Source organism: Pantoea sp. 1B4 (assembly GCF_016925765.1).
In the GTDB taxonomy this organism is placed as follows: Bacteria; Pseudomonadota; Gammaproteobacteria; order Enterobacterales; family Enterobacteriaceae; genus Pantoea; species Pantoea agglomerans.
Genome location: NZ_JAEUWZ010000005.1, coordinates 483,114 through 499,770, shown reverse-complemented (window position 1 = coordinate 499,770; position 16,657 = coordinate 483,114). Strand labels below are relative to the sequence as shown.

Annotated in this window: 13 protein-coding genes, 5 pseudogenes and 1 riboswitch; of the genes and pseudogenes, 9 read left to right on the top strand and 9 right to left on the bottom strand. The window is 54.1% G+C overall.

Annotated elements, in window-relative coordinates:
- Window position 1: 1 nt before the first annotated feature.
- Window positions 2-1,249, bottom strand: a complete 1,248-nt coding sequence (locus JNO11_RS23960) for an extracellular solute-binding protein (RefSeq protein ID WP_033780246.1) — start codon at window positions 1,247-1,249, stop codon at window positions 2-4.
- Between the two features lie 297 nt (window positions 1,250-1,546).
- On the opposite strand from JNO11_RS23960, the gene JNO11_RS23955 reads away from it, so the two are divergent.
- Window positions 1,547-2,716 (top strand): ROK family transcriptional regulator, encoded by a 1,170-nt coding sequence (locus JNO11_RS23955; protein WP_010247093.1) that lies wholly within the window; start codon window positions 1,547-1,549, stop codon window positions 2,714-2,716.
- 42 nt (window positions 2,717-2,758) lie between these two features.
- On the opposite strand, the pseudogene JNO11_RS23950 reads toward JNO11_RS23955, so the two are convergent.
- The 3 genes and pseudogenes from JNO11_RS23950 to JNO11_RS23940 form a co-directional block, all read right to left on the bottom strand.
- Window positions 2,759-4,034, bottom strand: a pseudogene (locus JNO11_RS23950) (Glu/Leu/Phe/Val dehydrogenase).
- Window positions 4,035-4,499: 465 nt separating this feature from the next.
- On the bottom strand, window positions 4,500-4,889 hold the full coding sequence (locus tag JNO11_RS23945; protein WP_010247098.1) for a DUF1090 domain-containing protein: 390 nt from the start codon (window positions 4,887-4,889) through the stop codon (window positions 4,500-4,502).
- Between the two features lie 122 nt (window positions 4,890-5,011).
- Window positions 5,012-5,782 (bottom strand): MerR family transcriptional regulator, encoded by a 771-nt coding sequence (locus JNO11_RS23940; protein ID WP_022624330.1) that lies wholly within the window; start codon window positions 5,780-5,782, stop codon window positions 5,012-5,014.
- Window positions 5,783-6,145: 363 nt separating this feature from the next.
- On the opposite strand from JNO11_RS23940, the pseudogene JNO11_RS23935 reads away from it, so the two are divergent.
- Window positions 6,146-6,542 (top strand): annotated as a pseudogene (locus tag JNO11_RS23935) (hypothetical protein).
- A gap of 45 nt (window positions 6,543-6,587) precedes the next feature.
- Here JNO11_RS23935 and JNO11_RS23930 read toward each other — a convergent pair.
- Together JNO11_RS23930 and JNO11_RS23925 are read right to left on the bottom strand one after the other, a co-directional pair.
- Window positions 6,588-7,061: a nuclear transport factor 2 family protein gene (locus JNO11_RS23930; RefSeq protein ID WP_022624329.1), complete on the bottom strand. Its 474-nt coding sequence runs from the start codon at window positions 7,059-7,061 to the stop codon at window positions 6,588-6,590.
- Window positions 7,062-7,116: 55 nt separating this feature from the next.
- Window positions 7,117-7,551 (bottom strand): 6,7-dimethyl-8-ribityllumazine synthase, encoded by a 435-nt coding sequence (locus JNO11_RS23925; RefSeq protein WP_325178044.1) that lies wholly within the window; start codon window positions 7,549-7,551, stop codon window positions 7,117-7,119.
- 389 nt (window positions 7,552-7,940) lie between these two features.
- Between JNO11_RS23925 and JNO11_RS23920 the strand changes: the two genes are divergently transcribed.
- Window positions 7,941-8,648: a phage antirepressor KilAC domain-containing protein gene (locus JNO11_RS23920; protein WP_010247108.1), complete on the top strand. Its 708-nt coding sequence runs from the start codon at window positions 7,941-7,943 to the stop codon at window positions 8,646-8,648.
- A 147-nt stretch (window positions 8,649-8,795) separates the two neighbouring features.
- On the opposite strand, the gene JNO11_RS23915 is transcribed toward JNO11_RS23920, so the two are convergent.
- Window positions 8,796-9,593, bottom strand: coding sequence for a MetQ/NlpA family lipoprotein (locus JNO11_RS23915; RefSeq protein WP_325178043.1), 798 nt, complete (start codon window positions 9,591-9,593; stop codon window positions 8,796-8,798).
- 284 nt (window positions 9,594-9,877) lie between these two features.
- Between JNO11_RS23915 and JNO11_RS23910 the strand changes: the two genes are divergently transcribed.
- Entirely contained in the window at window positions 9,878-10,261 is a 384-nt protein-coding gene (locus tag JNO11_RS23910; protein ID WP_010670360.1) for a cupin domain-containing protein, read from the top strand.
- 151 nt (window positions 10,262-10,412) lie between these two features.
- Window positions 10,413-10,995, top strand: a pseudogene (locus JNO11_RS23905) (DJ-1/PfpI family protein).
- Here the strand turns inward: JNO11_RS23905 and JNO11_RS23900 are convergent.
- Window positions 10,992-11,753: a molybdate ABC transporter substrate-binding protein gene (locus tag JNO11_RS23900; RefSeq protein WP_325178042.1), complete on the bottom strand. Its 762-nt coding sequence runs from the start codon at window positions 11,751-11,753 to the stop codon at window positions 10,992-10,994. The pseudogene JNO11_RS23905 and the gene JNO11_RS23900 sit on opposite strands and share 4 nt — an antisense overlap.
- Window positions 11,753-12,803: pseudogene (locus tag JNO11_RS23895) on the bottom strand (ABC transporter substrate-binding protein). The gene JNO11_RS23900 and the pseudogene JNO11_RS23895 overlap by 1 nt, the downstream one beginning before the upstream one ends.
- A 288-nt stretch (window positions 12,804-13,091) precedes the next feature.
- Window positions 13,092-13,190: riboswitch (guanidine-I (ykkC/yxkD leader) on the top strand.
- A 60-nt stretch (window positions 13,191-13,250) separates the two neighbouring features.
- Here JNO11_RS23895 and JNO11_RS23890 point away from each other — a divergent pair.
- From JNO11_RS23890 to JNO11_RS23875, 4 genes and pseudogenes are all read left to right on the top strand, one after another.
- Window positions 13,251-14,307, top strand: a pseudogene (locus tag JNO11_RS23890) (putative urea ABC transporter substrate-binding protein).
- Window positions 14,308-14,331: 24 nt separating this feature from the next.
- Window positions 14,332-15,147, top strand: coding sequence for an ABC transporter permease (locus JNO11_RS23885; protein ID WP_223564399.1), 816 nt, complete (start codon window positions 14,332-14,334; stop codon window positions 15,145-15,147).
- Window positions 15,144-15,929 (top strand): ABC transporter ATP-binding protein, encoded by a 786-nt coding sequence (locus JNO11_RS23880; protein WP_129063356.1) that lies wholly within the window; start codon window positions 15,144-15,146, stop codon window positions 15,927-15,929. The genes JNO11_RS23885 and JNO11_RS23880 overlap by 4 nt, the downstream gene beginning before the upstream one ends.
- Window positions 15,926-16,654, top strand: a complete 729-nt coding sequence (locus tag JNO11_RS23875) for an urea amidolyase associated protein UAAP1 (RefSeq protein WP_010670354.1) — start codon at window positions 15,926-15,928, stop codon at window positions 16,652-16,654. The genes JNO11_RS23880 and JNO11_RS23875 overlap by 4 nt, the downstream gene beginning before the upstream one ends.
- Window positions 16,655-16,657 lie beyond the last annotated feature (3 nt).

The following is a 16,657-nucleotide window of genomic DNA, read 5'->3' as shown; positions in this document are numbered from 1 at the left end:
CTTAACGCAGCCGGGCGGCGCTTTTATCAACCGTCGCCATCGCGTCCTGCGCCGGGGCTTTACCCAGCAACACCTGCTGTAACTGCTGTTGCAGCTGGTTCGACAGACGGGAATAGTCAGCGGTCTCCGGACGTGACAGCATCACGTTTAGCGATTTGTCCGCCGCGGCAATCAGGCTTTCCTGATCCTTTTTCACTGCTTCATCCTGATAAGAGGATTTCCAGATCGGCAGGCTGAGCTTCGCATACTGGTTTTGTACCGGCTGTGAGGTCATGTACTGAATGTACTGCCAGGCCTCGTTGGCATGGGTGCTGCCCTTAGTGATCCCCAGCCCCATTGAGCCGTTTACCGCCCCCACTTTTCCTGGCGCATCGCCGGGCGCAGGCATGATCCCAACGTCGCCCGCCACTTTGCTCTGCTTCGGATCGTTCGCCATGTTGTACATGTAGGTCCAGTTCAGCGCGAAAGCCGCATCGCCATTAGAAAACGATTTACGTACATCCTCTTCCAGATATTCACGCGACGCCGGGTTACTCAGGCCCTCATCAAGCGAGCTTTTCATCAGGTTAAGCGCCTTGAGTGAAGCCGGGCTGGAGAAGTTAAGCTTGCCGTTCTGATAGAACTGACCACCAAAGCCTGAAACAAGTGTGGTGTAGTCACACACCAGTGCCTCAGCCTGGGACCAGCTCCAGACCAGCGGCCAGGTGACAATCTTTTTATCCTTGATGATCTTCGCGTCATCCAGCACCTGCTGCCAGGTCTGTGGCGGCGTGGTGATGCCCGCTTTAGCCAGCATCGCTTTGTTGTAGTAAAGGTATTTGGTGTCGAGAATCCACGGCATACCCAGCGTTTTGCCTTTGTAAACCACGGTGTTCATCGCGCCCGGGAAGACCTTCTCTTTATCCTCTGGCGTAATGCGTGCGCTGACATCCTGCAGCAGATCGAAACGGGCGAATTCCGCTGGCCAGATGGCATCGAACAGCACCACATCATAGCCATTGCCGCCCGCGCCACGCGCTGCCACAATCTTGTCGTGCAGCGCCTCATAAGGAACAAACTCCAGATTGACGGTGACATCCGGGTGCTGCTTCTGAAAATTTTGCGTCATCGCGCGGATATCATTTTCGCTGTAAGCCGCCTGGGTCATAAACAGGGCATTGATCTGGCTGGCCGCCGCCGCGCTGCCTGCGCTTAACATCAGTAAGGCGGCAAAACCGGCTTTTAGTTGGGGTGTGTAACGCTGTGACATGGTCTTCTCCACTGTGCAGCAACAGGCTGTCGGTTAATTAAATCAATTTGATTGATTTAATCGGGGGCGTAATTTTGGTCAGTGGGTGAACTGACCTGTCTGAATCTAAGCAAACGGCGTGCCACAGTGCCGGAGGGCATAGCAACAAAGCCGTAACAACGCTGAAACTCAGACTGCGCTTTTATGGCAAAATTGCCTATCCTGATGCGCGAGAATTGCGTGCAGCATCAAAGATATTGTTTGCCCGAATGCATTCGGAGACCAATACTGTCGGGTCCCGCTGAAATGGAAAACAACATGAAAACCTCGGGTACCAACCTTGAACATGCGCGGGCGCACAACCGGCGTGTGGTGATTGAAGCTATTCGTCTGCACGGTGAACTGACCCGTGCCGAACTGGCCCGCATGACGGCGCTGACGCCGCAGACCGTCTCGAATATCGTGGCGGAACTGGAGCAGGCCGAACTGCTGACCAGCCGCCAGCCGCGCCGCAGCGGGCGTGGTCAGCCCTCAATTCCGGTTACGCTCAATCCCACCAGTGCCTGGTCGATCGGCATCCATCTTGATCACCAGACGCTGCTGCTGGTTCTGGTCGATCTCAGCGGCGAAGTGCGTTTCCGCCGCCTCGTTCTGGTGCAAAAGCCCCAGCCTGCTGCCACCCTGGCGTGCATTGCCAGCGTGCTGGAGGAGATGCGCGCCTTCCTGGGTACTCAGTGGCAGAAAGTGCTGGGGATTGGCGTGGTGATGCCAGGGCCTTTTGGTGTGGAGGGCATTTCATCAGTGGGGCCGACCACGCTGAACGGCTGGGAGCAGGTCGATATCGAGGCTGAACTCGCCACCATTAGCGGTCTGCCGGTGACGCTGGAAAATGATGCTACGGTCGCCGCCATAGGCGAACGCTTTCACGGCACAGCGCGCCACCTGAACTCCTTTATCTATCTCTATATCGGCACCGGCCTGGGCGCGGGGATCTTCACCGATGGTCATATCTATACCGGCCACGCCCATAATGCGGGCGAAATCGGACACATTGTGGTCGAGCCGGGCGGTCGCGACTGCTACTGCGGAAATCAGGGCTGTCTGGAGCGTTACGTCTCGCTGCAGGCCGCTTATGAATTCTGCGGTCTCGATCCAATGCGGGCGCTGCCCGAAGATCTGTTACAGATTGAACCCGCGCGTTTTACCGCATGGATTGAGAATGTGACGACGCCGTTACGTCAGGCGATCAATATTCTGGAGTCGGTGTTTGATGCTGAGGCGGTAATTATTGGCGGGATGATGCCTGCGCCGTTGCTGGAGCAGATGGTGCAGCGATTGCCGCCGCTTTATCAGTCGGTGCGCGGACGCTATCTTAACGATATGCGACTAAAAATTGGCATGACCGGCAGCGATACAGCCGCTCTCGGCGCCGCCGCTTTACCGATTTTCGATGAATTTAATCCGAAGTTTCAGGTGCTGATGAAGTAGTCAGGGAAAAGGGCGCTGCTGCAGGCAACAGCGCCACAGGCATTAACCCGGGTAGATACCGCGATCTTTACGCGCCATCAGAATACGCTCACAGGCCACGATATAGGCCGCGGTACGCAGCGAGCAATCTTTCTCCTTCGACTTTTCCCAGACGTGTACCATCGCTTCCGTCATGATTTTGTCTGAGCGACGATTGATCTCATCTTCGCTCCAGAAGAAGCTGGCCATGTCCTGAACCCACTCGAAGTAGCTGACGGTCACGCCACCGGCATTACAGACCACGTCCGGCACCACGATAATGCCGCGGGTGGCCAGCATGTCATCGGCATCCGGATAGGTCGGGCCGTTTGCGCCTTCCAGCACGATTTTGCAACTCAGGACTTCAGCACGCTCACGGGTAATCTGACCTTCCAGTGCCGCCGGGATCAGAATATCCATCCCTGTGGTCCAGAACGCCTCTTTATCAATGCTCTGCGCACCAGGGAAACCGGCAATCTGCTTATTGGCGATCTGCCATTCGGTCAGGGCAGCCATGTTGATGCCATCGGCATTAAACAGCGTCGCGGTGTGATCCTGAATCACTACCACACGAGCACCCGCCTCATCAAACAGGCGTGCCGCTTCGCTGCCGACGTTACCGAAGCCCTGGACCGCAACGCGTGCGCCTTCAATTTCAATACCTGCACGGCGTGCCACTTCGCGTCCCGTAATAAACACGCCGCGACCGGTGGCTTTTTCACGCCCCAGTGAACCGCCCAGATGAATCGGTTTGCCCGTGACAACGCCGGTAATCGTTGTACCGTGGTTCATGGAGTAGGTATCCATCATCCACGCCATCACTTTGCTGTTGGTCCCGACGTCTGGCGCAGGAATATCTTTTTTGCGGCCCGATGATGATGCCGATCTCGCTGGTGTAACGGCGGGTCAGTCGCTCAAGTTCACCGTCGGACAGTTTGAACGGATCAACGCGGATGCCGCCTTTAGCGCCGCCATAAGGCAGGTTAACCGCCGCACATTTGATGGTCATCCATGCGGAGAGCGCCATCACTTCATTAAGGTCGACATCCGGATGGTAGCGAATACCGCCTTTTCCTGGGCCGCGCGAAAGGTTGTGCTGAACGCGATAGCCTTCGAAATGGCGAATTGAGCCATCATCCATCTGGAGAGGAATATCAACAATCAACGCACGTTTTGGATGACGCAAAGTATCTATCCAACGTGAAAGATCGCCCAGATAGGGCGCAACCCGGTCGATTTGCTGTAAATAGGTGGACCAGGCAGATGTGCTGCTTTCAGACGCATAAGATAACTTATCCATAAAAAACCTTTCTTAATGAAGTTATTTATTGTGTGGAGCCGTGGATGGAGAGCGCATTGCATTGCGCCGACATAATCTAACACTACTGAAACAAATAAGATGTGGCATCAGCCATGACACAACGCAGTAATGCCCTGTTTTGGGGCAGGGTAAGTGAATAGATTAGTATTGCTGGCCCCTTACAGACGAATAAAGATGCGCGTGGAGTGCGTAATTTCTGCATAGGACAGGAAATATCGCTATCTTTCAAATCTTTGAGGGCGTTCAAAAAGTTAAATAATTGATCGTAACCATGTTGACTTTACTGCACCAATTAAGTGCATGAGAATAAGTAATCAAAGGATTACATAAAGTAATGGATTGGACGTTAATAGCGCAGGCTAATCAGGTATTTAGAAAGGAGAGAGGGTCAGGGCTGGGGAAGGGAGAATAACGGGCCAGCGCAGTGGCTGGCCAGAATGAGTTTTACTGATGCAGAGCCTGCTCGGCTTCTTTCAGTTCCTGGCGAGCGTCAGCCAGTTTATCTTCGCGCTTCTGGATCTTGCTGGCGCTGCGGCCTTCTGCTTTCGCTTTAGCCAGTTCCTGTTCGCGTTCCTGTACCTTCAACTTTTTCTCTGCCACTTTTTCCTGACGCTGCTTTAGCAGACTGCTTTCGGTACAGTTCTGATTTACTTCGCTAAGCGCTTTTTCAAGGCCGGCAACCTGATGGGTATTATTGTGCTGGCGGGCAAAAGAGAGCTGGGTCTCAATCTCCTGCTTTTTGGCTGCACAACCGGTCAGGCCAGAGGCCGCGTGAGCAGCAGTAAAAGTGAGTGGTAACAGGAGAAGGCTGAAGGTCAGTAAGGTCTTTTTCATCTTAGTCTCGTCAATGAGTCAGGGTTGTGGCACCAGTATACGGAACCACCTTAAGAGATTCTTAACGAAAAAAATTATTTACTGGCGCGGAAAAACAGGGGTAAAGAAGGCGCTGCCTGCTGTCAGGCAGCGCTGGAGGCGTTGGATTGGGCAAATTGCAGGTTACAATCAGGTCCACTGAGCATTACCGGATGGCCATCCAGACTCTGCTGTTCAAAATAGTCCTGCATCTGCTGGCTGATGCCGGCACCACACCACATCACATGATGCTGATGAAGGTCGGTTTTAACGGCTGGCAGCCCGGTTGCACGCGAGTCAACCTCGACATTAAAGCCCATCGCAGTAAGACGAATGGCTTCAAGCCAGATTTCGGTTTTATCAAGTACGCTCACCGCTTCCAGAAACAGAGGAATAGAAGATTCGTTGCGCGCTGAGGCGCGCATGACTTTATCCGCCTGTTGCTGCACGGTTTGCTCAAAACGGTTGAGGCGACGTGACGCTCCCCGACGGAGATCGGCGTAAAGCCAGGCGCTCAGCGGCCGCAGCAGATTAATGACGAAATCATCACCGCTATAATGGCTGGACATCGTGTGCATCTGGCGTGAAAGCGACAGCGGTGTGCCAAATTCCAGTTGCCAGAGCAGGTCGCCTTTGCGCGCCGCCCAGCCATAGGTGGTGACCGTCGAAGCAGCCTGCTGACCTTGCCAGATTTCGTCGAGCGTCGCGCCAGTCGCTGTTAAGCCAACCAGGGTCTGGATTTCACTGAGGTGATGATCACTCCAGCGTTCCTGATACTGCTGCGGCGTCAGTAATCCCTGCTTCATCCAGCTCTTCAGGTTAGCGGGATGGGTGCCGGTTATGGCGCAAACAGTATCGGTGGTATAAGAATGCATATCGTGCCCTCTGTAGAGGGGGAAGGCCGCCGGGATTAACCGGGGATGAACCACCACTATGAACCTTATAACAGTCAATTAATAGAGGCAGAGTTAAGGCAAATCGGCGCTATGTGCCTGTGACGCTACGCTTATTCGTTGTTATTCTCCGATTAAATTTATGCTGATCAGCAGGTTAAAAGCGCTGCGATCAGGCAATAAAAATACTGTGTATTTATTCAGTAAATATTCTTTACGCAAATATACCGGGAAATCGGTACTTTTAAGCCTATTTTAAGAGCATGCCGACTCTTATCCCCCCTTACATCCTCCCGCTAAATTGCTAAAATAGCGGGTTCTGATGATCAGGAGAAAGAGTGCCCAATGCGTTATCGTTTTAGTCTCGCCGTTGTAACGGTTGCTGCTGTACTGACTGGCTGTGCAAAACATGCCGCCAGCGATGCGCCAGATGAATTTGCTGCTGGCCCGACGCAGATTGATGTCTCACACATCAAGACCCGCGCAGATGATGGCTCCAGTGTATTCCTGACTGTAGATGGTAAAGACGCCGGCAGATTGCCTAACGGCGAAAGCATGCTGCTGCATGTTCCGGCCGGAAAACACCAGGTCGGTGGCTATGTACCCACTCTGTTTGGTATGGGTCGGGTGACCATTGCACCGGTAGAAGTGACCACGTCACCGGAAGATGTTAAAAAAAGTGGCTTATACGGTCACACGCAACAAAGCGACCTTTGTTGAGAACAAGGACGAGCAGGGCTGAGTGGATGACGGCGGAGAGCTGCGCTCTCCGCTGGAAGGGCTGGCACTATAATCCCAGTTCGCTCAGTGAAGCATGGTCGTCAGGGCGTCGGCCCTGCGGCCAGTGAAACAGCCGCTGTTCTTCACTGATTTTCAGATCGTTGATGCTGGCATAACGCTGCTGCATTAAACCCTGCTCATCAAAGGCCCAGTTCTCGTTGCCATATGAGCGATACCACTGCCGTTGCTCGTCATGCCATTCATAGGCGAACCGCACCGCAATCCGGTTCTGGTCAAAACTCCACAACTCTTTAATCAGCCGATACTGCTGCTCCCGCTGCCATTTTTGCTGAAGGAAGGCGATGATTTCTGCCCGGCCGGTCAGAAAGGTATCGCGATTGCGCCATTTACTGTCCGCTGAATAGGCCAGAGCGACTCGCTCCGCATCCCGGCTATTCCAGCCATCCTCAGCCAGCCGGACTTTTTCAATCGCCTGTGCAGCCAGGGTAAATGGCGGTAGAGGCGGACGTGTATTTTCCAACTTTCTCTCCTTAACAGCGCAGGCAAACGCATTGTCAGCATTCGTTACAGTCGTATCAGAGTTCCAGGGCGTGAATCTGGCAGACGGCACGCGCCGCTTCCTGACCTTTTTTCAAGAAATGCTGAGTATAGAAGTCGATAAACTCGGCCGATGGCTGGAAATTATGCGGCGTGAGTGACACCGAGAAGACCGGCACATTGGTTGCCAGCTGCGCCTGCATCAGACCACTTACTACAGCCTGCGCGACGAAATCATGGCGATAGATGCCGCCATCCACCACCAGTGCTGCACAGACAATCGCATCGTAGTTGCCGGTCTGCGCCAGGCGTTGCGCCAGCAGCGGCATTTCAAAAGCGCCCGGAACATCCCATGTCTTAATCTCATATGAGGTACCGCGGCTTTCCAGTTCCTGTTCGAATCCTGTCAGAACCTGAGAAACGATTTCGCTGTGCCAGTTAGCTTTAATAAAGGCGACTTTCAACGGCTGCATGACTTACTCCAGTAAAAGGTGACATTCAGTGGTAACGGGCCAGATTTCGCCCCTGCACCCCGAATCAAAATAGTGAGCCCGGCAGGCCAGTAACCTGCTGACAGCCTTCACTATACTGTAATGTAAAGAGTCTGTGTCCATCATTGTGATTATATGTAAATAACTGAGCGATGGATTACCCGCTTATGCTGCCGCAAAAGTCCGCAACGCCTCCTGCAAGGCATTCAGCACGCACTCTTCAGCCCGCCAAACCGCCTCACACCCTGTTGTTTGCGTAACAGCTTCCAGTTACGTTATTGCTTAAATAAAATACTGGATATTTGAACAGTTGTTTGTATAATTAATCGACTGCCCGCCGGGTATTGGTAGCGTTAGCGAGGGGTGAACCCATGATGATTTCAACTGAAAGCCTCAAATCTCTGGAACAATCGGTCACAATGAGCAGTCGTGAACTGGCTCAGATGACCGGTATTACACACGGAGAAGTGAAGCGGTTAATCAAAAGTCTGGAGACGGCTCAGCGTCTCTCCCAGCCGCTCAGCGTGAATGAGTATGAGCGGGAAGGGGAAGTGCGTCAGGAGTACCGTCTGTGCAAGCGTGACTCGCTGCTGGCCGTGGCACGCCTGTCGCCAGGCTTCACTGCAGAAGTGCTGGATCGCTGGCAGGACCGCGAGAAGACGACCCATCTGCCTGACTTTACCAATCCGGCTGAAGCCGCTCGCGCCTGGGCTGAGCAGTTTGAACAGCGTCAGGCGGCGGAGCAGCAGCTGGCTCTCTCGGCACCCAAGGCGGCGTTCTTTGATAACTTCGTTGAGGTTGATGACTCGCTGGGCTTTCGGCAGCTCTGCAAAATGCTGAAAGTGAAAGAACCGGAGTTTCGCCAGTTTCTGCTGGAGCGCAACATCATGTATCGCGCAAAAGGCACCCTGACGCCGCAGCACTACCATATGCAGGCCGGCTACTTTACGCTGCATACCGGCACGGGCGAAAATCAGCACGCTTTCTCTCAGGCACGTTTTACGTCTAAAGGGGTGAAATGGGTCGCCAGTCTGTGGGCAGGGCACCTCTCTGCTCAGCCAAAAGGCGCAGCTGCGTAACCGTTCCTGTGATCTTGCGGGCTGGCGCGGATGTATAAGTGCTGGCAGATGTGCAGGTAGTAGATGTGCAGAAAAGTGCAGATATAAAAAAAGGCCGCAACAAAGTGCGGCCTTTTTTTGATCGTTAATGATCGATTATCGGGCAACTCACCAGCCTTTAATCGCATCACCCTTGTAAACTTCTTCGGCTTTGGCCGCCACCTCCGGTGACTGCAGCGCTGACTTCAGCTTCTGAATTTTATCGCTGTCTTTATTATCTTCTCGTGAAACCAGCGCATTGACGTAAGGCGATGAGGCACTTTCCATAAATAAGCCATCGCGGTGCGCTGATAATCCAGCCTGAGCCGAGAAATTAGTATTAATGATCGACAGGGTCACGTTGGGATCGTCTAAGGTGCGGGTCAGCTGTGGGGTGTCCACTTCAACCAGCTTCAGATTTTTTGGATTTTCGATGATATCCAGTGAGGTCGGTAAATACCCCACATCCGGTTTAAGTTTAATCAGACCCTGCGCCTGCAGCAGCAGCAGGCTGCGTCCCAGCGTGGTGGCTTCGTTAGAGATGGTAATAGTGGCACCATTCTGCAGCTCACTGATGTTCTTGATTTTGCGCGAATAGGCAGCAATCGGGAAGACGAACGTTTTACCCACTACCGCAAACTTATAGCCGCGCTCTTTAGACTGTGATTCCAGATAAGGCAGGCTCTGGAAGGCGTTAGCATCAACTTCTTTGTTATTCAGCGCTTCATTTGGCAGCACATAGTCATTGAAGTTAAGCACTTCGACATCGAGCTTGTATTTATCTTTCGCCACCTGCTTTACCACCTGCCAGATTGCTTCATCAGGCCCGGTATTAATCGCAACTTTAACTTTGTTATCGTCATCTTTTGAGCAGGCGGATAATAGTAGAACAGAACTGGCGAGTAATGCCGTAAACAGACCTTTCATTATCAGAAATCCCTCAGGTGGTTGATGGCTTCAAAGATAATACAGAACTCACAGGTTGCGTACTGACTGAGGAATATATCTTATAACCACAACGCAAATATTGAACATTAATTAATCAGTAATTCAGCCAGTCCGCTAATGGCCGGTTTTCATTCCTCTGTTCGCTGGCGGAAAATTCCTGTTAACAGGCTTATTAAAACGCAGGCGGGCATCAACACAGTTTTCTTCTAAGCTTACTTATCGGTCACTACTGGCATTCTATTGATTATCAACAGGGATTAACCATGTCGAAGCAAGATAACGAAATTAACGCGGTTGAAGTGATGCGCAGCAGCCAGGCCTGGAACGGTGACGTTCTCGAGGCCTATCCCACCGGCGAACCTGAGCTGACCGTTATGCGGCTCTCGCTACCTGCCCATACGTCATTGCCCTGGCATACCCATCCAATGCCGAATGCGGCGTTTATTCTTTCCGGCACCCTGATTGTTGAGGATAAAGAGAGCGGCGAACAGCGCACCTTCCATGCGGGTGAAGCCCTCAATGAGACGGTCAACAGCGCGCATCGCGGTTACACACTGGATGAGCCAGCCGAACTGGTGATTACCTATGCCGGTGTAAAGGGGCAGGAACTGACCGAGCCACTACCGGGCGAGCCGGAAGAGTTTTAAACGCACTTACTTCATGACGCATCACGGTAGTGTCGCCCGCTGCCGTTTAAAAACCCTGCTCAGACTTGATTCGGATCAGTAAAGGGTGCGCCTGCACAGACCAGGATTAAACGCTCTCTGCTTCATCCACACCAATTAAAAAGGAATTTTCATGGATAAGAATGTTGCTCTGCTGCTTGCCCCAGGCTTTGAAGAAGCTGAGGCTATTATCACTCTCGACATCCTCTCACGCCTGGGCGTTCAGGTTACAACCCTGGCCTGTCAGCCCTATCGCGAAGTGAACAGTTATCATCATGTGAAGGTTGTCGCCGATGAGCTGCTGGAGGCGAATCGGGAGCGATTATTTGATGCGGTGATTGTGCCAGGTGGTCCTGACGGCAGCAAAAATCTGGCGGCAAATGCGGCAGTGATAGATTTTATTCGCCGCCATGATGAGGCGGGCCGCCTGGTCTGCCCAATCTGCTCCGCAGCGGCCAGAGTGCTGGCGCCACAGGGTCTTCTAAGGGGGGCGTCGCTATGTCAGTTCCGGCACCTCGTCAGAAGGTGTTACCGATGGCGTTTACGTTAATGCCTCGGTAGTGAAAGATGGCAATTTGCTGAGTGGACAGGATCTGGGCGCGGCGTTTGATTTCGCCTTCGCGATCGCTTTTATCCTGACTGGCGAGGCTGATAGTGCTACCGAGCAGGCTGAACATATCAGTCACAAGCTTAAGGTGGATTTCGCTAAGCTTTAATGAGCGGTGTTTCGCGCCCTTAAAGCGACATGCTGACAGGGCGCAAAGTCATCCGCGACAGAAAAGGCATTTACTCCCCGCCAAACCCCGCTTCCCGCAGTACCTTTTTTTGCCTGCTCCGCTTCTAAAAAATCCGCCAGCCGACGCGCCTCTGGCGTAATGACTGCACAGGCGTATCGCGCAACAGAATTGAAAGCCGCAGGGATATCAACGACTGTCAGCCCGGCAATCTGGCTCAGGGCAGCCCGATGGCTGGCATAACCGATAAACAGATCCGCCTGATCCTCCAGGATAATCCATTCTGCCGCCAGCCTGCCTGCGGGAATCGGTCCAGAGTCGCGCCCACCCACCAGTGCCTTTGCGCGCTGGCGCACCGCTTCACCGGCTTTGCCCATCCGGGTGAAAAGGGCCTGCGCGTAGTCGCCAGAGGGATCGGCTGTGGGTGTAGAGGTTGCGATCCGCAGTGTGTCGCGGGTCAGTAACTGATACCAGTCGTCTCCCGCCTGTAGCCGATCGCTGCGAACCGTGATGCAGAGTTTATTAGTCGTGAACGGTATGACTGCCAGCGCTCGCCCAGCGTTCAGCAATTTTTGCGGATGCTCCTCACTGGCTGAAGCAAAGAGATCGCAGGGCTCACCGGCTTCAATCCGTTCGCGAAGCAGACCGGCGGGGCCAAACCGGGTTTCAACTGGCTCAGGAAAGTACGCCATCAGCGCGGGCCAGACCGCTTTCAGGCTGCCCGCCGCCAGTACGCGCATCACTCTGTTCCCTGATAAGCGGTGCGATAGAAGCGCTGATACCACTTATTGGCCAGCTTATTCATGTCCACATCCTGAAATTTCTGTGGATAGAGTTTTTTCGCCATCCACAATTCGCCAATCCCCATCGCTTCCGGCATTGGATAACCCCATGCTTTGGCGTAGTCCGGCATCAGCCAGACGCGATGATTTTTTACTGCGTCTATAGCCTGCCACTGCGGTGAACTGTTGATTTCATTCACGACGGAGGGATAGCGAGCCTGCACAAAAATCACCTGCGGATCCCAGGCGATTATCTGCTCCATCGACACGGTTTTGAATCCCTTTACGGTCGCTGCGGCGACGTTGACCGCGCCCGCATGCAGCATCATCAGGCCGGTATATTTCCCTGATCCGTAGGTGGTCAGTCCCGGGTTCGCCATATAGGCGCGAATGCGTTTCTCCGCCGGAACATCCTTCAGGCGATCGCTGACGATTTTGTGGCCCTGATCGGTGGCCGTAATCAGGGCTTTTGCTTCTGCCGGTTTATTGACGATCTCGCCGATAAGCGTAATCCCTTCACGCAGTCCTTTGTCATAGGCCATTTCCTCATCGCGGATAGAGGGGTTCATTTTTGCCTTTTCACCCGGCTCGTCATGACGCAGTGAGATAGCCACCACCGGAATGCCCAGCGCGGTAATGCTGTCGATCATCTCCTGCGGTGCATAGTTGGTTACAAACACCACCTGCGGATGCAGCGCCAGCAGTTTTTCGGGATCAACATGCGTCAGATCCCCCCAGTGTCGCTTTCTGATTCAGCTCAGGAGCCAGGCGGGCATAGCTGTCGCCAAGTTGCTGCTTCCAGTTCGCCATCACACCGACGATTTTATCGGTCGCGTTCATCTGCACCAGCAGGTTAAGCGTCTGATGCTGAAGCACCACAATACGATCAACACGGTCAGGAATCGTGACCTGACGGCCTGTCTGATCGGTTATCTGGCGCGATGCCTGGGAAAAGAGCGGAAGGAGTATCAGTAAACCGAGTGTGCATGCCTGCCAGAAGCGCTTCATTAACTATCCTCAAAATACGTTATGCATTGGATTATATAGCGATAAGTGATGGGCGTCACGGTCCGGGTCTGCATTCCGGCATAGATGTGAGTACGAAAAGAGACTGACTGAGGGTTCTGATATCTCTTGCCTGTCCGGCACTGATAATGTGCAACGCCCGTTACTGACTCACCATCCCGGTGCCTTCTGGATTATGCTCTCTCTATTTCTCTGATTTTACGTAAGTTAATTTCTGGCACGCCATTTGCTGAAGTCTGAACAGTAAGCAGCGTTCGACACAATTGATAGCAAATAGCTGGCTAGGGTTCCGGTTCACGCAGGTGAATGTCTGGTCCGAGAGCTGGCGACCTCTGCGAGGTTACACGGCGGGACAAAAGCCCGGGAGACAGCGGCACCAAATGGTGTCTTGCGCTGCTCCCGTTTTTTTGTGCCAACCAGAGGTCAACCATGAAAAAATCACCCCTCCTGACGCTTATTCTGTCGCTGACGCTGCTGGTCAGCGCGCCATCTTTCGCCGCGGTCAAAAAAGAGTTCAATATCTGCTGGACCATCTATGCGGGCTGGATGCCATGGGGCACCATCAGCAACGAGAAAATCATCGATAAATGGGCCAGCAAATACGGCATCAAAATTCATATCACCCAGCTCAATGACTATATCGAGTCGATCAACCAGTACACCGCGGGTCAGTTCGACGGCTGCACCATGACCAACATGGATGCGCTGACCATACCTGCGGCGGGCGGCATTGATTCCACAGCGCTGATCACCGGCAGCTTCTCCGACGGCAATGACGGAGTGGTGCTGAAAGGCGCAAATAAAAAACTCAGCGACCTGAAAGGGATGTCTGTCTATCTTCCTGCGCTGTCGGTTTCGCACTACCTGCTGGTTCGCGGTCTGGAGAAGGCCGGTTTACATGAAAAAGACGTTAAGGTCGTGAACACCTCCGATGCCGATATCGTCTCCGCCTTTGGTACCAGCGGCGTGCAGGCGGCGGTTGCCTGGAATCCACAGCTTTCAGTGATCAAGAAAACCCCGCAAACCACAGAGGTGTTCAGCTCTTCGGCCGTGCCGGGCGAACTGATTGACATGATGGTGGTGAACACCGAGACCCTGAAAGATAACCCCGCGCTGGGTAAGGCACTGACCGGGGCCTGGTTTGAGATGATGGCGAAAATGCAGGCCGGAGATGCGCAGGCGCTGAGCGCGATGGCTGCCGATTCCGGTGCTGACCTCGCCGGATACAAGGCGCAGCTGAAAACCACCCACCTGTTCTGGACCCCAGCCGAAACCCAGACATTTGTTTCTTCCCCCCGATCTGGCGAAAACCATGCAGCGCGTCGCCGCGTTCTCCTTTGATAAGGGATTACTGGGCGAGGGTGCACAAAGCGCTGACTTCATCGGTATGAGCTTCCCTGGCAACATCACCGTCGGTGATACAGCGAACATCAAACTGCGCTTTGACGACAGCTATCTGAAGATGGCCGCTGCGGGCAAGCTGTAATCACCGATCTCAGGAGTATTTGCCATGCGCCACATCAACCGCTATCCCCGGCAGGGAATGCGCCTGACGCTGATGCTATTACCTTTTGTGCTGCTGATCGCCGTCTGGTTTATCAGTTCGGCGGTGCGTCTTGAAGCCAACCCACACGACAAACTGCTGCCCGGCCTGTCACAGATGATCGCCGCCATTGATCGGATGGCCTTCACGCCGGACAAGCGCAGCGGCGAATATCTGCTGTGGGCGGATACGTGGATTAGCTTAAGCCGTCTGCTGACTGGCCTGGCGATCTCTTCACTGATTGGTCTCTGCATCGGTGTTGCTGCGGGCGTCTTCCCGATGAGTCGCGCGGCGCTGTCACCCTTTATGACCGTGGTGTCGATGATCCCACCGCTGGCGCTCCTGCCGATGCTGTTTATCGTCTTCGGGCTGGATGAGCTGTCAAAAGTGATGCTGATTGTTATCGGGATTACGCCGATGCTGGCGCGCGACCTTGAACATCGGGCGCGGGAAATCCCCGCAGAGCTGTTTATCAAAGCACAAACTCTGGGGGCGAACAGCTGGACGGTGGTGCTGCGGGTTGTGCTGCCGCAGCTCTTGTCGCGGCTGATCACCTCGCTGCGCCTGTTGCTGGGATCCGCATGGCTCTTTCTGATCTCCGCCGAAGCCATTTCCGCAACCGCCGGACTGGGCTATCGCATTTTCCTGGTTCGTCGCTATATGGCGATGGATGTGATCATTCCCTATGTCATCTGGATAACGCTGCTGGCGTGGCTGATGGATCTCGCGCTGCGTCAATTGCACAAAGCCTTTTTCCCCTGGGCGGAAGGAGGCCGGGAATGAGTTTTATCGATATCAAAAATATCTGGCAGGAGTATGGCGACCACGTGGTGCTGGAACGCATCAATCTGCAGGTCAAAGAAGGTGAATTCTGCTCGCTGGTGGGGGCGTCCGGCTGTGGTAAGTCGACGTTTTTACGCCTGCTGCTGGGTCAGGAAAAGCCGACACGGGGATCGATCACGCTGGATGGCGAACAGCTGCGCGCGGAACCCGATCGCAGCCGTGGCGTGGTGTTTCAGCGTTATTCGGTTTTTCCTCATCTCAACGTGCTGGATAACGTCGCCATTGGCCTCGAACTTCCGGCTTCACCGTTTACTGGCCGGCTGTTTGGCACCCGAAAACGCCATGCCCGTGAGCAGGCAAAACAGATGCTGGAGAAAGTCGGGCTGGGCCATTCGCTCGATAAATATCCGGCGCAGCTTTCGGGCGGGATGCAGCAGCGGCTGGCCATTGCGCAGGCTTTTGTGATGCAGCCGCGCGTACTGCTGCTGGATGAGCCCTTCGGCGCGCTGGACCCCGGCATCCGCAAAGATATGCATGCGCTGCTGCTCCAGCTCTGGAGCGAAACCCGCATGACGGTGTTTATGGTCACTCACGACCTTGCCGAAGGCTTCAATCTTGGCACCCGGCTGCTGGTTTTCGACAAAGTGCGCATCGATCCTCAGGCCCCCAATGCCTGGGGCGCGCGTATCACTTACGACATCCCGCTTAATGAAACGCGGCTGTCGCAGCTGGCAACCCGCAACAAAAACAACATTTATCCCCTCAAGGAGACCGCTCAATGACCGCTCTTTTTCATTCAGCTCCGAGCCTGCGCGAAGAGCAGCTGCCTGGCGGAGGGCACACCTCGCTGATTTTGCGCAAAGGGCAAATCCTGCGCCTGACCGACATCGAGGGTGGCGCTAACGTCAGCATGATGATGCTCAATCCCCACGAGAAAAGTGAACGCCTGAATCTTCCGGATACCCTGAAAGGCCAGCATACGGCTCACCTGACTACCGGGCACTGTTTCTACTCCGACATGGGACGCGTACTGGCCGCGATTGTGGCGGATAGCTGCGGCTGGCACGACCCGTTTGGCGGCGTACTCAACGCGGCGGAAACGCACGATAAGTATGGAGCCGGACGCTATCAGGAGCTGCGCAACGGCTTCTACCGCAACGGCACAGATAATCTGCTGGTTGAGATGGGCAAATGGGATCTGGGTCTGGAAGATCTGCTGATGGTCGTCAACTTTTTCAGCAAGGTCACGGTTGATGAGAAGGGCCGCTTCCGGTTTAGCGCGGGCAACAGCCGCGCCGGCGATTTCACTGAACTGTACGCACCCATGGACGTGCTGATGGTGCTGACCGCGCTGCCACATCCGCAGGATCCCGCCGCTGACTATCTCCCGCGACCGGTTCAGCTGAGCTGGTATCAGGCCGACGATATGCAGGCCGTCAGCGAAGCGATGGTCACGCGTGGTGAAAACCAGCGCGCGCTTCATAACACCCAACTTTTTGCCCTGTAAGGA

Coding starts and splice junctions, on each gene's coding strand:
- JNO11_RS23915 (WP_325178043.1), bottom strand. CDS start 9,593: ATGAAAGGTCTGTTTACGGCATTACTCGCCAGTTCTGTTCTACTATTA.
- JNO11_RS23885 (WP_223564399.1), top strand. CDS start 14,332: ATGCGCCACATCAACCGCTATCCCCGGCAGGGAATGCGCCTGACGCTG.
- JNO11_RS23945 (WP_010247098.1), bottom strand. CDS start 4,889: ATGAAAAAGACCTTACTGACCTTCAGCCTTCTCCTGTTACCACTCACT.
- JNO11_RS23880 (WP_129063356.1), top strand. CDS start 15,144: ATGAGTTTTATCGATATCAAAAATATCTGGCAGGAGTATGGCGACCAC.
- JNO11_RS23940 (WP_022624330.1), bottom strand. CDS start 5,782: ATGCATTCTTATACCACCGATACTGTTTGCGCCATAACCGGCACCCAT.
- JNO11_RS23910 (WP_010670360.1), top strand. CDS start 9,878: ATGTCGAAGCAAGATAACGAAATTAACGCGGTTGAAGTGATGCGCAGC.
- JNO11_RS23875 (WP_010670354.1), top strand. CDS start 15,926: ATGACCGCTCTTTTTCATTCAGCTCCGAGCCTGCGCGAAGAGCAGCTG.
- JNO11_RS23900 (WP_325178042.1), bottom strand. CDS start 11,753: ATGCGCGTACTGGCGGCGGGCAGCCTGAAAGCGGTCTGGCCCGCGCTG.
- JNO11_RS23925 (WP_325178044.1), bottom strand. CDS start 7,551: ATGCAGCCGTTGAAAGTCGCCTTTATTAAAGCTAACTGGCACAGCGAA.
- JNO11_RS23960 (WP_033780246.1), bottom strand. CDS start 1,249: ATGTCACAGCGTTACACACCCCAACTAAAAGCCGGTTTTGCCGCCTTA.
- JNO11_RS23920 (WP_010247108.1), top strand. CDS start 7,941: ATGATGATTTCAACTGAAAGCCTCAAATCTCTGGAACAATCGGTCACA.
- JNO11_RS23955 (WP_010247093.1), top strand. CDS start 1,547: ATGAAAACCTCGGGTACCAACCTTGAACATGCGCGGGCGCACAACCGG.